The 14,416-nt window shown below is 56.0% G+C and carries 13 protein-coding genes; 7 read left to right on the plus strand and 6 right to left on the minus strand.

Features of this window, described 5'->3' with window-relative positions; genetic code table 11:
• The first annotated feature begins 285 nt into the window (after positions 1 to 285).
• Both K2F33_RS08660 and K2F33_RS08665 read left to right on the plus strand, forming a co-directional pair.
• Complete coding sequence (locus K2F33_RS08660; RefSeq protein ID WP_076172675.1) at positions 286 to 486, plus strand: cold-shock protein; 201 nt, start codon at positions 286 to 288, stop codon at positions 484 to 486.
• Positions 487 to 642: 156 nt separating this feature from the next.
• The gene (locus K2F33_RS08665) at positions 643 to 876 is read left to right on the plus strand and encodes a cold-shock protein (protein ID WP_076172678.1); all 234 of its coding nucleotides are present in this window, start codon (positions 643 to 645) and stop codon (positions 874 to 876) included.
• Between the two features lie 191 nt (positions 877 to 1,067).
• On the opposite strand, the gene K2F33_RS08670 is transcribed toward K2F33_RS08665, so the two are convergent.
• From K2F33_RS08670 to K2F33_RS08680, 3 genes are all read right to left on the minus strand, one after another.
• Positions 1,068 to 2,111 carry an NAD(P)/FAD-dependent oxidoreductase gene (locus K2F33_RS08670; protein ID WP_076172681.1) on the minus strand — a complete coding sequence of 348 codons (1,044 nt, stop codon included), beginning with the start codon at positions 2,109 to 2,111 and terminating at the stop codon, positions 1,068 to 1,070.
• 76 nt (positions 2,112 to 2,187) lie between these two features.
• On the minus strand, positions 2,188 to 3,225 hold the full coding sequence (locus tag K2F33_RS08675; protein WP_263881444.1) for a FecCD family ABC transporter permease: 1,038 nt from the start codon (positions 3,223 to 3,225) through the stop codon (positions 2,188 to 2,190).
• The gene (locus K2F33_RS08680; RefSeq protein WP_076172685.1) at positions 3,225 to 4,274 is read right to left on the minus strand and encodes a FecCD family ABC transporter permease; all 1,050 of its coding nucleotides are present in this window, start codon (positions 4,272 to 4,274) and stop codon (positions 3,225 to 3,227) included. Before K2F33_RS08680 ends, K2F33_RS08675 begins: the two co-directional genes overlap by 1 nt.
• 330 nt (positions 4,275 to 4,604) lie before the next feature.
• Here K2F33_RS08680 and K2F33_RS08685 point away from each other — a divergent pair, with 330 nt between their 5' ends.
• Entirely contained in the window at positions 4,605 to 5,621 is a 1,017-nt protein-coding gene (locus K2F33_RS08685) for an ABC transporter substrate-binding protein (protein ID WP_263881445.1), read from the plus strand.
• Between the two features lie 160 nt (positions 5,622 to 5,781).
• Here K2F33_RS08685 and K2F33_RS08690 read toward each other — a convergent pair whose 3' ends face one another.
• Together K2F33_RS08690 and K2F33_RS08695 are read right to left on the minus strand one after the other, a co-directional pair.
• Positions 5,782 to 6,483 carry a YcnI family copper-binding membrane protein gene (locus K2F33_RS08690; protein ID WP_263881446.1) on the minus strand — a complete coding sequence of 234 codons (702 nt, stop codon included), beginning with the start codon at positions 6,481 to 6,483 and terminating at the stop codon, positions 5,782 to 5,784.
• A 59-nt stretch (positions 6,484 to 6,542) separates the two neighbouring features.
• Entirely contained in the window at positions 6,543 to 8,210 is a 1,668-nt protein-coding gene (locus K2F33_RS08695; RefSeq protein ID WP_263881447.1) for a copper resistance CopC/CopD family protein, read from the minus strand.
• 416 nt (positions 8,211 to 8,626) lie between these two features.
• Here K2F33_RS08695 and K2F33_RS08700 point away from each other — a divergent pair, with 416 nt between their 5' ends.
• Positions 8,627 to 8,797, plus strand: a complete 171-nt coding sequence (locus tag K2F33_RS08700) for a hypothetical protein (RefSeq protein WP_163880247.1) — start codon at positions 8,627 to 8,629, stop codon at positions 8,795 to 8,797.
• 150 nt (positions 8,798 to 8,947) lie between these two features.
• Here K2F33_RS08700 and K2F33_RS08705 read toward each other — a convergent pair whose 3' ends face one another.
• On the minus strand, positions 8,948 to 10,831 hold the full coding sequence (locus K2F33_RS08705) for a bifunctional diguanylate cyclase/phosphohydrolase (protein ID WP_263881448.1): 1,884 nt from the start codon (positions 10,829 to 10,831) through the stop codon (positions 8,948 to 8,950).
• 218 nt (positions 10,832 to 11,049) lie between these two features.
• Between K2F33_RS08705 and K2F33_RS08710 the strand changes: the two genes are divergently transcribed.
• The 3 genes from K2F33_RS08710 (at position 11,050) to K2F33_RS08720 (ending at position 14,264) form a co-directional block, all read left to right on the plus strand.
• Entirely contained in the window at positions 11,050 to 11,391 is a 342-nt protein-coding gene (locus tag K2F33_RS08710) for a metal-sensitive transcriptional regulator (RefSeq protein ID WP_116233140.1), read from the plus strand.
• A gap of 47 nt (positions 11,392 to 11,438) precedes the next feature.
• Positions 11,439 to 11,639, plus strand: a complete 201-nt coding sequence (locus tag K2F33_RS08715; RefSeq protein ID WP_076172696.1) for a copper ion binding protein — start codon at positions 11,439 to 11,441, stop codon at positions 11,637 to 11,639.
• 186 nt (positions 11,640 to 11,825) lie between these two features.
• Positions 11,826 to 14,264 carry a heavy metal translocating P-type ATPase gene (locus tag K2F33_RS08720; RefSeq protein ID WP_263881449.1) on the plus strand — a complete coding sequence of 813 codons (2,439 nt, stop codon included), beginning with the start codon at positions 11,826 to 11,828 and terminating at the stop codon, positions 14,262 to 14,264.
• Positions 14,265 to 14,416 lie beyond the last annotated feature (152 nt).

Genomic DNA, 14,416 nt, shown 5'->3' on the forward strand with positions numbered 1-14,416 from the left:
CGACGTGCTCGTAACACTATATTGCTGTAAGCCCGATAAAATGATTAACCTGCCCAAATGCCGTCAGCTCGAAGTCATATCTTGGCATGGCATATCAACATTTCCCAAATCCTTGCATTTTGGTGATTTCCGTGGTACACTGTATTCAGTTCTAAAATTTGAAACCAATTCACATATTGAAAAGGGTATCATGTTTACGATGGAACTTTTTTCAATGTGTGAATTTTTTTTAGCTTTATTTAAAAGAAGGATCATATTAAATTTCAATTTTGGAGGTACAGCCCCATGCAAACAGGTACAGTTAAATGGTTTAATGCCGATAAAGGCTTCGGATTCATCGAAGTTGAAGGCGGAAACGATGTTTTCGTACACTACAGTGCAATCACTGGTGATGGTTTCAAAACGTTGGACGAAGGACAACGCGTCCAATTCAACGTGGTTGAAGGCAACCGTGGACCACAAGCTGAGAACGTAGTGAAACTGTAACATCAACAAGCGGCTGCCCTTAACAGATTCGTTAAGGGCAGTTTTTTCATATAGACCAAGCAGGCTTGTCCAAGATCCGTTCTTGGCGGAGGTTGACTGCTGCAGGGCGTCCGTTTATACAGTTTGGTTTTATACTTCATAAAAGGGGGACTGAGCATGAACTACCGCAAAAAGTCGATGGAGGAAATACCTGAGGAAAATACAGCGATCTGGTCCTGTACGAAGGAAGGGTGCAAAGGGTGGATGCGCGACAATTTCGCCTTTGAGCATGAGCCGACCTGCAGGTTGTGTAATTCCCCGATGGTACGGGATACGAAAATGCTTCCTGTTCTGAACAATTCGAGTGCCGATCAGAAATCGGCCAAGAAGGGCGTCAAGATCGACTCCTAAGCAATGAACCCGTGTGAAATCATAGAATAATCCGATATAAACGGCAAAAAGGTCTGCACCGATCATGCAGGCCTTTTTTCTATGGGATTCGGATTGAAGTATCCCCATTGAAGGTTCTGGTTCAGTTAATTTATCTTGTTAATGGTTCATGTCCTGAACCCTAGACAGTCTTTCCTGGCCGGTACCCGGTGTTAGTGGTCTTCGTCGATGACGCCAAGCGCCCGGTTTTTCTCTTTGAACCGCTCATTGTGCGAAGAAACATAAGCAACCTTGGGCGCTTCGGGATCCATGTAGAGCTTGGCGCTGTTCGTGGCAAGCACAGCATCGGTGAATGTGCCTGCGATCAGTCTCACTTTGCTGCTGTAATCCACAAAGTCTCCTGCGGCAAAAATTCCCGGCACATTCGTTTCCAGCTTGTCGCTGACGTTCGCCGTCCATTCGCCCATATCGATGCCCCAGTCGCGGATCGCCCCAAAGTTATACCGCATGCCGTGGTTGACGATGACCGCATCAACGTCCACGCGAAGGGTATCGCCGCTCTCTTCATGGCAGATCGAAACCTGGTTGATCGCGCACCCGTCACTGCTGTGCAGCTGGCGGACGGTATAGGGAACATGGATCTGAACGGAGGACTGCTTCATGCGAACCACGTTGCGCTCATGGCCGCCAAACTGCTCGCGCCGATGTACTACACAGACGCTGGCTGCGATCGGCTCGAGCTCATTGGCCCAGTCCACGGCGGAATCGCCACCGCCGGAGATGAGCACGCGCTTGCCGCGGAAGGGCTCGAGCTCCTGCACCGTATAGTGAAGGTTGCTCACTTCGAACCTGTCGGCACCTTCGATGTCGAGTTTCGCCATCTCCAGGATGCCGTAACCGATCGCCATGATGACCGTGCGGGTCCAGTGCTTTTCTCCGGTTGAGGAAGTAAGCAGAATAGTGCCGTCTTCCAGGCGCTCCTGGCCGACGATCTGCTGGCCCAGTACGACGGTCGGATCAAAAGTCAGCGCCTGCTGCTTCAACTGCTCGATCAGGTTGCGGCATAGGATCGGTCCCGTACCGCCGACGTCCCAGATCATTTTCTCCGGATAAATCAGCATCCGCCCGCCCAGTTCGTCCTTCGCTTCGATCAGCTTGGTCTTCAGGTCGCGCATCCCGCTGTAAAAAGCCGCATACATGCCGGCAGGGCCACCTCCGATGATGGTTACGTCGTACAGCTCCAATGATTCACTCATGGTTTTCCCTCCAAGTCCATTCAGGTATGATCCGATCCAAATGTCGGAAAAAATAATCTATATCAAGCACTGGCGTTTAACTTTTCGCTCTGGCGAGCAGATACAGAAAATAAGGTGCGCCGATGACGGCGACTACGATGCCCGTCGGTACGCCGGAAGGCTGCAGAATCCAGCGGCCGATTGTGTCGGCCGCGATAACGAGCAGCGCCCCGATGAGCGCCGAGACCGGCAGCAGCATCTGATGCTTCGGACCGACGAGGCGTCTGGCCAAATGCGGACCGACGAGTCCGACGAAGGCGATGCCGCCGCTGACGGCTACACTTGCCGCCGCAAGGGCGACGGCAGCGGCGAGCAGGCGGAACTGCTCTTTGCGTACATTTTCGCCAAGGCTGGTCGCCATCTGCTCTCCCATCTGCAGCACGTTCATCACACGTGCCCGATAAATAATGTACGGCACCAGGACGACGATCCAGGGGAGAAGGGAGAGAACAAACTTCCAGTTCGTTCCCCAGATGCTCCCCGCGAGCCATGTCGCGACGAATTGATACTGCTCCGGCTTCAGCCGGAGCGTCAGCACGATCATGGCCGCCTGAATGCCGGCGGCGACGGCGATGCCTGTCAGCATCAGCCGGATCGGGCGGATTCCCTTGTTCCGCGTGTAGGACAGGGAGTAGATCAGTGCCGCCGTCAATCCCGCCCCCACAAAGGCTAAGAGAGGGAGCAGGAACACCGGCATCGCCTGTGTCGTCGGATAGAACGAGACGAGCAGCATGACCATCAGCCCCGCCCCCGAGTTGATGCCGAGGATGCCGGGGTCGGCCAGCGGATTGCGGAAAATCCCCTGCATGACCGCTCCGGACACCGCCAGTCCCGCGCCGATCAGTACCGAAATGACGATCCGCGGGAGCCGGAATTCGAAGAGAATCAGGTTCTCCTGATCCGATCCCTGCCCGAACAGCGTCCGGATCAGGTCGATCGGGCTTAACCGTATGTAGCCGGTGTTCATGCTGATAATAAAGACTGCAACAATGAGCAGCGCGAGAATCAGCATGACGGTCATACCGCGAAGCTTTCTCCGCTGTTCGTAAGTAGAAACCGCTTGTCGTTCGGACATTACAGATCCCCTACCTCTCTTCGTGCAAGATAGAGGAAGAACGGAACGCCGATCAGCGAGATGATCGCCCCGATCGGGGTTTCATGCGGCGGATTGATCATTCTTGCCGCCAAGTCGGCGAGGACCGCCAGCAGGCTGCCCAGCACCGCCGAGCAAGGGACGATCCAGCGGTAATCGACGCCGACAAGATAACGGGTGACATGCGGGATAATGAGTCCGATGAAGCCCACCGATCCGACCACGGCGACCGAGGAACCCGCCAGGACGAGCACGATGAGCACGGCGGCCAGCTTGATTAGGGCGGTGCGCTGTCCGAGCCCCTTGGCGACTTCATCGCCGAGACTCAGCATCGTGATCGACCGCGAAATGAGCAGCGAGCCGATCAGGGCGCCGGCGATCCATGGGAACATGATCTTGAGCTGTACCCACTTCGTGCCGGCTACGCCGCCGGCATACCAGAAGGCCAGATCCTGGCCGATGTGAAAGTACAGCGCCACGCCTTCGCTGAGCGCGGTCAGCAGCAAGCTGAGCGCTGCACCGGCCAGAACGAGGCGTACCGGGGTAAGCCCTCCCGGAGCGAGCGATCCGACGCCGTAGACGAGCCCGGCACCAACCCCCGCGCCGAGAAAGGCGTACAGGATCAAGTACATAAAGGACAGACCGGGGAAGAAGGCAAAGCATAGCGCAAGGGCGAAGCCTGCACCCGCATTAATGCCAAGGAGTCCCGAGTCAGCGAGCGGATTGCGGGTCATCCCTTGCATCAGGGCTCCGGCTACCGCAAAGCTTGCGCCAATCATCGCGCTGGCAAGGACCCGCGGCAGGCGCAAATCCCGAATAATTTGGTGATTGACCACATCCGCATGGAAATTGAACACGGCCGACCATACTTCAGACAGCCGGATATTGGCCGCTCCGAAGGAGATCGATAATCCCATGCTCAGAACGAGCGCGGCAAGGCCGCCGATAAGGATCAGGCTGGCGGTCTTCGGACGGGAACGGAGGCGTTCCTTGGAGTCCGGGGTCATATTCGCTGCTGCCTGCTGATTCATATATTGTCACCTATTTCCATGAAATTGATTCTCATTCTCACTTCATTCTCAATTACTCATTTTATATGAACAGCAGGCCTCTTGGCAATGAGAAATATGAAATCGGCATAAATCTGGCACAATTGAGCGTTGGTTCTGCAATGCACTGGAAGAAGGCCATTCTCAATAAGGAAGTGCCCAGGTGAAACCCTACAGGTATCGAATAAATCTGTGGACGGTGCCGAATTCCCGGCAAGAAAATAAAGATTGACAAGGGAACGGCGAGCTGTTAAGTTTTCAATTGATAATGATTATCATTACTGATGAATTACATACCTATGGGGGGTTATTATGTTTACGAGGTCCAAATCATTGTTTAAGGTCATGATCCTGGTGGTCATGCTATCCATGCTGGTGACGGCCTGCGGCGGCAATAGCGGCGGCAGCGGGTCAGCGGCATCCGGCGGGACGGCAGCCGAAACTACAGGCAAGGAGACAGCAGCATCCGATTCAAAGGAAACGGCGTCGGACGGAGGAACGCGTACGTACAAGACAGAAAAAGGCGACGTGGAGATTCCCGTAAAGCCGCAGCGCATCGTAACCGATTATTATGGCGGCGAGCTGCTGTCCGTCGGCGCCCCTGTGGTGGGCGCGGAACCGAGCATTTTCCAAAACCCGTTCCTGAAGGATAAGCTGAACGGAGTAGAGGATGTAGGCTATCCAATCAATACCGAGAAGGCGCTCTCGCTCAAGCCCGACCTGATCGTCGTCATGTACGACGACAATTATGAGGCGTTGTCCAAAATCGCACCGACCATCTACATTCCTTACGGCACAGCAACTAACGTTGACGATACGGTGCGCCTGTTCGGCGACATTGCCGGCGAAAAGGAAAAGGCGGAGGAATTCATCAAAGCGTTCGACGAAAAAGCAGCGGCTGCCCGGGAGAAGCTCAAAGGCGTCGTGGACGAGAACGCCACCTTCGGCATCTACGAGTTGACGGACAAGGGCGAGCTGTGGACGTTCGGCGACAATGCCGGCCGCGGCGGCCAGGTGCTGTACAATGCGCTCCAGCTGAAACGTCCTGCGAAGAACAGCAAGGAAAACCAGACGCTGCAGCTGTCCATGGAACTCCTGCCCGAGTATGCGGCGGACTACATGTTCCTGACGACCTACGATCCGGAGAAGAAAGGCGACAAGCTGAAGGAACTGAAGGCTTCCCCGGTATGGAACAGCCTGGCGGCCGCGAAGAACGACCGCATCTTCTATAACGACTTTGACACGTTCTACCGCTATGATCCGATTGCTATTATGGGCCAAATCGATTTGTTCGTGGATATGATCCTCGAACACAGTGGTAAGAAATAGGAATTTAGCGTATAGGGTGCCCAGGCGGCAACGCTTGATACCCGCCGGCAACGAAAAAGAAGCTGCTCCGCTTTGATGCGGGCAGCTTCTTTTTGTCTTTAACATCGCTTTGTCAAGCTGTCATGGACAGTTCCTCTGATCAGCTGTTTTTACCGGTCGGTTATTGCCGTCTTTTCGTAAACGAAGTGATCAAGGACACGATGGACAGCAGCAGGGCGGCAATCGAGGCGACCAGCGTCGGGGTCTGAACGCCGCTGCTTCCGGAATCCGTCGTGGCCGGGACAGGAGTCGATGCGGCAGCCTGGTCCTGAGCGGACGTGTCGGCCCCGGCTCCGTTATCTGTGGAGGCCGTGTCGTCATGGCCGTGATCGGCAGGCTCCGTGGATTCCACGGCGGTGATTTTGGTGATGGAGTGAGGCGAATCCGCGCCTTCGTCACCCGTCCATTCCACGATGCTGCCGTCTTTGTAATATTGGTAGGCGTCCCAGGCGACATCGGCATCCTGGTCCGGGTTCTGCGCAACGAAGTTAAACTGCTGGAATTCTCCGGCATTAATGCCGGCCCCGGTAGCGCTCCACGTAATGGTTTTGATTTTACCCGAGGCATCCTTTTCGGTCGTGACTTTCCACTCCGGCACCGGCTGGTACTGTTTAAGGTCCACGTTCTCCGGCACTTTTAACGTTACCTTGGTAGTGGCGACTTCTTTCTCAGACGGAATCTTGATCGTGTACGTTTCCCAGGCTCCCGGAGCCGATGCGGCCGGCTTGACCGTCACATGGGCGCTGGCGATGCCGGAAAACAGAAGCAGGCCGGCGGCTGCCGTGATCAAGAACGGGATGCGTTTGCTCAACAATGTTTTCATGCTCAATACCCCTTTATATTGTATTTGGTGATGAGGCCGATATCACTTGCCCGCATGCTTCAACTGCTTCCGACGGTAATCTGGAAGTCGGTATCCCAGGCGTCGAGGGACTCGGTCAAAATATGGACATGGACGTTCCAGCGGCCTGCCATGCTGATCAGGTCCTGGGCTTTATACGTCTTGTCGGCGCCGGGAATCTCGATTTCGTATTTGCCCATATCCATGTCCAGCGAGGTCAGCGTCAGCTTGATCTGCTGAATGCCCTGCACCGGCTTGCCGCTGGCATCCTTCACGCCTACCTCGAAGGTATTCTCGCCCGCGATATTCGGGCTGATCTGCAGCGTGACGACGGTGCGGTTATCCAGCGTCTGCTGCACACTCACCGGCCCTGGATTGGAAGATGCCGGGGGCAGGTTCGAGAGGGCGGCGGCGAGCACCAGGGCCGCAATGCCGGCCGCGAATTCGATCCATACGCCGGCGCCAAGCGGCTTGCTGCGGCGCTGCCCGCGGATGAGGTGCACAGCGGCGAAGCCGAGCATCACCAGCAGCAGCACGCATTTCAGCAGCAGGATGCGTCCGTAGGCGGTGTGAAGGAGCGAATACCAGGTCGGTACATACGTCAGCGAGGCGTACACGCCGCTGATCAGCACAGCCGCCACCAAGGTGGTGCCCCATAGAGAGAAGCGCTCAATGACCGCGAAGTAACTCTTTTTACGAAGATCCGGTTCGTCTGGCAGCGATGCCTCCCTAGGCAGAATCAAGCCGAGGGCGAGCAGGCAGCCGAGCCAGATGGAAACCGACACGAGATGAAGGAAATCCATAAATACCGGCATCCATATCGATTCGGCCGAAGCGGCGTGCCCGATGAATGCCTTGGACAGCAGCAGCCCCACGCCGGTGAGCAGCGTGCCCGCATACAACGCACGGAGCCCTTTTTGCTCGGTGCTCTGGGTTGCGGCATAGAGCAGTGCGCCCAGGAACAGTACAAGGATCACCTGCACCAGCCAAATATGGCCGAAGCTCGTAATGCGCAGCATTTTGCCGAGGAGCTCTGCGTTCCACACCTCGCTCCAGTCGACTCCGGCTTCGATCGCCGTTTGCATCGGCAGGCTCAGGAGCACACCGAGGATCAGAGCGGCATAGGATATGCCCAGAAGCTTACGGCTCCGAGGAGATAACACCGGATGCCGGGACCCTCCGCCCGCAGGCAGCAAATATAGATAAAAGCATAAAACGCCAAGCAGAAAAGCCAAGCTTACATAAAAGACCCAGCGGATCAGGATCAGATCGGCGCCCGGCGTATAACCCGCGTACACAATGTGGCTGGCCGTACCCTGGCTGCCTGTGCCGATTTGGAACGGAAACGTTCCGTTCACCGGATGGCCGTCACCGGACACGGCTTTCCACTGAACTGTATAAATACCGTCCGGAAGACCGGTCTTCAGGTCGACTTCCAGGACGGCCGGCTGTCCGGCCGGAACTCTGCTGCTGCCCTGGTTAACCTCTGTTCCGGACGAATCCATCACGATGATGGAGTGAAAGGCCGGCTGCAGCGCCTCGTTGAACTGAAGCGTCACTTTGGCTGGTGCCTGCGTCATCACCTCATTATCGGACGGGCTGGACTTGGTCAGATAGGCATGGGCCGAACTGGAGGCAGGATGAATGAGCACTCCGATGAAGATCACCAGCATCCACACCCATAGCGGTTTCATATTACGTTTGAACATATCAAGGATTCACCTACTTTGAATTCGGTGCCGTTACCGCCGCTTGCGGCCGGCACATTGGTAATTGTATAGCCATCGTTCCGAGATGAAAATGACCCTAATGGGCTATAGCGGACCACAGGATTCATCGATTTCGTGAACTTTCGCCATGAAGCTGGATGGATCTAGGCGATTCTTCTTTTTCCGGAAGCTAAATTTTTCCATAAAATGGGATGTTTGGCGGCTGACTTGCCGGATACCGGAGGATACGGCAGGATTTCTCCGGCTGGGGGCTCTGAGCCCCGGTCATCGCGGTTCAGCCCGCTAGGGCCGGGATCAGCCATTTTCAGCACATTTTCAATAAGTTTCAGGTCTCGATATAATAAAAAGGGAGTTCCCAATGAACGAAAAAATTGAAATCAGGAGTGATGTTATTCATGAGTTTGGCTGTATTGGAACGTCGGAGTGAGCTGCTGAAGAAACGGATTCAACAATTGATCATCAAAGATAACCAGTACGGAATCAGCCGTCAACAGAACATGTTCCTGCAGCACATGATTAAGGAATTACACCAAACATCATACGAGTTAAACACGGAGCGCGGGTAAGCCGGCTGGGCTTATCCGGACGGAGAGAAAAAGGGTACCCGCGAGGGTATCTTTGATTAAAAAAGCAATTTAATCAAGTTGAAGAAACCCGGATCATGCTCGCAGACATGCGCCGGGTTTTTCGTTCATATAAATAGAATACGTGTGAAATCAAAACGTTGTTGGCGAACCCGCATAGAGAAGGTTCACATCCGCAGCAGGGAGGGCTTTGCCCTTCTGTCTGGCTTCGATATACCGGATGAACAGCTCGGTCAGGTCCGGGTCAAACTGGGTTCCGGCACAGGCGCGCAGCTCGCGGATTGCATCTTCGACCGATTTGGTGTTCTGGTATGGGCGCTCCGAGGTCATGGCGTCAAAGGAATCGATCACGGTGAGCATCCGGCACAGCAGGGGGATTTCCTCCCTCTGATACCCGTGCGGATATCCCTTGCCGTCGTACCGTTCATGATGCAGCTCGATATAGGGCACCAGCGCTTTGAACGGCTCCTGAATGAGCGCGATTTCCTTGCCCCAAACGACGTGCTTTTTCACCGTTTCCCATTCCGAAGGGCTCAGCTTGCCCTGCTTCCGGATAATGTCGCGCGGTATTTCGAGCTTGCCGATATCGTGGATGAGTGCCCCGAGCACGAACTGCTTCCGGCTGACCGGGTCCAGCCCGAGTACTTTGCTCATATCCATGGCGTAGCGAAACACCCGCTTGGAATGCTTGAACGTATCGATATCCTTGTACAGAAACAGGCTGAGCAGCTGCTCGATGTTTTTGACGTCCTGGGCGATGTCCTGCTCATCCTGAACAGGCTGGGATTCCCCGAAGATTTGTACGGTGTTTTTACCCTGTTTTTTGGCACCGTAGAGGGCCTGGTCCGCCTGATCCACCAATAGCGATTTGTCGTGAATGTCGGGCTTGTATCCGGAAATGCCGGCTGAGAAGGACAAGCATCCATGCGGAAAAATTTCTACGCCTTCGTAAGGGGTATCGTTGATCCGTTTGCGCAGACGGTTGATAAACTCAAGGGCTTGCTGCGTATCGTAACCGGGCATCAGCAGGGAAAACTCCTCACCGCCGTACCGGGAGGCGGAAATGCCGGCCGTTTCCGATTCTTCTTTTAAAATTTGGCCCATGAGACCCAGCAGCCGGTCGCCCTTCAGATGACCGAAGTGGTCGTTGTACTTTTTGAAATCGTCGATATCGACCATGGCCAGGGACAGCGGCTTGCCGGTATTTCTCGCCTGCTGCAGCTGCACGTCGAGAATTTGCTCGAAGTAGGTGTGATTGTACAATCCTGTCCGCTGATCCGTATTGGCGCGCTCCTGCACCTGCTGATACATGCCGAACTGCATCCGGAAGAGGTGGGACAGCAGCAGGCTTATGCCGAGAAACAGCCCCAGTCCCGTCACGCCGTTATGAACGACCATGATCGTGAGCACGAGAGAGAGGATCAGGATGCATAAGTAGACAAGCATGGATTCCCGCAGCAACCCCTTCAGCAGGGCGTACAGGTTGTCCCGGTTGCGGTACATCAAGCAGTAGTACAAGCTGATACATATCAGGTTCAGTATAAAATAAGCAACGAGGGCGCCGACGTATGCCGGCAAATGAACGTTCTGAAGGTAGCCCAGACGTCCGCCCATCAGATGAAACAAGCCGCCTGCACCGGAAATCATGATGGAATAGATGGAGAAGTTGAGAAGGTGCTTCCACCATGCCAATTTCCGTTCGATGAAGGCGAAGATGACCGCGCTGACCAGCAGCATGACCAGAGAAGCCGCGCTCCCATAAGTAAAGATGCACGCCAGATATACGACCGAGTCCATCGACTGCTTGCTCCCGTCCGGGGGAACCTGGAAGGTATACATATACAGGACCAGCGACGCGGCAAGCATGGAGCCGAGAAGAAGCCAGTCCGCTGAAGTATATTCGAGGGACAGGCTGCGCATATGGAGCAGGAACAGAAGGGTGCCAAGCAGGCAGAACACCATCGTGCCGACCAACCCGGGAATTTGCTGCTGCGTAATAAGACGTTTTTTGAACATAAGATTTATCTCCCTGCAGCAAAAAAATGGATATTCGAATCAGATGTTTATTTCGCCTTGTTAAATCTTAATTCCTTTAATTTTCAAGGCGGAATGGAAAACGAATCATCATCTGACAGTTCTGCGCTTGCATACTATTGGGGGGTATCGTATAATGATAGTATCAAAGCGGCATAGGAGGTGTCCTTATGGCGAAGGTCGAAATGAAGGTCGAAGGAATGACGGGCGATGCCCTGCTCTCCGCTGCCGGTCCTGACAGCTCCTGCGAAGGGGGATGCAGCGAGCGGCACAGCCACCATTCGGAACAAACCAAGAACAATTTGATTACCCGTTTGAACCGGATTGAAGGACAGATCCGCGGCGTGAAAGGCCTGATCGAGAAGGATACCTATTGCGATGATGTGCTGAACCAGATCGCGGCGATCCAATCGGCCCTGAACGGCGTAGGCAAGCTGCTCCTGGAGGGTCATATGAAGAGCTGCGTGGTCGAGCGGATCGAAGCCGGGGACCATGAAGTGATTGACGAACTGCTGGTTACGGTGAAGAAATTAATGAAATAATACCTGCATGAGAAGCAGGGATTATCCAACTTAAGGAGGAATATATGATGAAACAGGTTACGCTTAACGTTCAAGGCATGTCGTGCAACCACTGCGTCAATGCGGTAGAAGGTGCGGTGAAGAATGCCGGCGCCGCAGGCAAGGTTGACTTGCCGTCCAATACGGTGACTGTGGACTACGACGAGAACAAGGTAAGCCTGGACACCATTAAGGCAGCGATTGAGGATCAAGGCTACGATGTTGTCTAAACATTAGACCAGGCGGATGTTACGCCTCGAATACGAATTTCAGAAGATGGCGGAGGCGAGGATGTCCTCCGCTTTATACCAGGCAGCGATGCGAATTTACGTGATTTGCGGGCGCTGCCTTTTTTGACTCCCGTTTATACCCCGCTGGGGTATGCCATAGACTTGGGGAAAGGAGAGGACGCGGCTATGGAACAGCATACGCCGGATCAATCGGAGAAGCATACGACCCTGCCCATTACGGGAATGACCTGTGCGGCCTGCGCAGCCCGGATCGAGAAGGGGTTAGGCCGGATGGAGGGCGTCAGCCGGGCGAACGTGAACCTGGCATTGGAGAAGGCCTCCGTCACCTATGATCCGAAGCAGACCAATCTGAAGCAGCTGGAAGACAAAATCGTATCGCTCGGTTACGGTACGATGAAGGAAACGATGGATTTTGACATTACGGGAATGACCTGTTCAGCCTGCGCGACCCGGATCGAGAAGGGGCTCGGCCGGCTGTCCGGCGTGACGGAGGCGAATGTCAATCTGGCGCTGGAAACGGCCCGTGTGGAATACATGCCGGGGACCGTGACCGTGCAGGACATGATGCATAAGGTGGAGCAGCTCGGGTACAAGGCGATTCCGAAGCAGGAAGCCAAGGATACCGCCGAGCTCCGCCGTCAGGAGATCCAGCACAAGCGGTGGAAGTGGATGATGTCGGCCATTCTATCCCTGCCGCTGCTATGGGCGATGGTTGGCCACTTTTCCTTTACGGCATGGATCCCGGTGCCCTCGCTGTTCATGAACCCTTGGTTCCAGCTGATTGTGGCTACGCCGGTACAGTTCATCATCGGCGGGCAGTTCTATGTCGGAGCCTATAAAGCGCTGCGCAATTGGAGCGCCAACATGGACGTGCTGGTCGCTCTGGGTACATCGGCCGCTTATTTTTACAGTCTGTATCTGACAATTGCCTCCGCCGCGATGGGAATGAACCATTCGGTGGAAATGTATTATGAGACGAGCAGCATTCTGATCACGCTGATTCTGGTGGGCAAGTGGTTTGAGGCGCTGGCCAAAGGCCGGTCCTCGGAGGCCATCAAAAGCTTGATGGGGCTGCAGGCCAAAACGGCGCTCGTTCTGAGGGACGGGAAAGAGGTCAGCATCCCGGTCGCAGACGTGGCCGCCGGCGATACCGTGATCGTCCGTCCCGGGGAGAAGATCCCGGTGGACGGGCGGGTACTCGAAGGATCGTCCTCTGTGGATGAGTCGATGCTGACCGGCGAAAGCCTCCCGGTCGAGAAACGGGCCGGGGACAACGTAGTGGGCGCCACGCTGAACAAGAACGGCGTACTGCGCATCCGGGCGACGAAGGTCGGCAGCGAGACGGCGCTGGCCCAGATCATCAAGGTGGTGGAGGAGGCGCAGGGCTCCAAGGCACCGATCCAGAGGATCGCCGACGTCATTTCCGGCATCTTCGTACCGATCGTGGTCGGCATAGCGATTGTAACCGGGCTGGCCTGGTATTTCCTTGTGGACCCGGGCCACTTTGCCCCTGCCTTGGAGAAGGCCATCGCGGTGCTCGTCATTGCCTGCCCGTGCGCGCTCGGGCTGGCGACGCCGACCTCCATCATGGCCGGCTCCGGCCGGGCCGCGGAGTTCGGCATCCTGTTTAAGGGCGGGGAGCATCTGGAGTCGGCGCAGGACGTCCAAGTGGTGGTGCTGGACAAAACCGGCACCGTGACGAGCGGCAAGCCGCAGCTGACGGACGTGGTGCCCGCGCCGCTCATGACCGAGCAGTCGCTGCTGCGGATGACTGCCGCGGTCGAGAAGCATTCCGAGCATCCGCTGGCGGAAGCCATCGTGGCGGGCGCGCAGGAGCGGAGCAAAGGGCTGCCGTTGCCGGAAGCGAAGGATTTTGCCAATCTGCCGGGCTACGGCGTCTCCGCCCGGGTCGACGGCCGCTTCGTGCTGATCGGCACCCGGAAGCTGATGGCCGAACGAGGAGTAGCGCTGGACAGCGCCATTCCGGTCATGAATCGGCTGGAGGAGGCCGGGAAGACGGCGATGCTGGTGGCGGTGGACGGCCGATATGCCGGGCTCGTAGCCGTCGCCGATACGATCAAGGAGACGTCGCGCGAGGCGGTGTCCCGCCTGCAGGAGATGGGCATCGAGGTCGTCATGATCACCGGCGACAACGAGCGGACGGCGCAGGCGATCGCGGCCCAGGCCGGCATCCGCCGCGTGCTGGCGGAGGTGCTGCCGGAAGGCAAAGCCGAGGAAGTGAAGAAGCTGCAGCAGGCCGGCCGCAAGGTCGCGATGGTCGGGGACGGCATTAACGACGCCCCGGCCCTGGCTACGGCCGATATCGGCATGGCGATCGGCACAGGGACGGACGTGGCGATGGAAGCTGCCGACGTCACCTTGATGCGGGGCGATCTGAACGCAATCGCCGACGCGATTCTTATGAGCCGCCGGACGATGGGCAACATCAAGCAGAACCTGTTCTGGGCGCTCGCCTATAACACGGTCGGCATCCCGATCGCCGCAGCGGGCTTTCTGGCGCCATGGCTGGCCGGCGCCGCGATGGCGTTCAGCTCTGTGTCGGTCGTGCTGAACGCGCTGCGCCTGCAGCGGGTGAAGCTGTGACTCTGCCGCCGATTAGACTTAAACGGCGGTGGCAAGGGTTATGCCGGTCGCTAGTGTAACTGCGTATACTGCACATCAAATACGCCCAAGGGAACCGGATGAACGCCGGCCCCTTGGGCTTTTTGCGTGTAAATCATTCCCACGTCTGCCCT

The sequence above is a fragment of the Paenibacillus sp. PSB04 genome (assembly GCF_025809195.1).
Lineage (GTDB): Bacteria > Bacillota > Bacilli > Paenibacillales > Paenibacillaceae > Paenibacillus_AQ > Paenibacillus_AQ favisporus.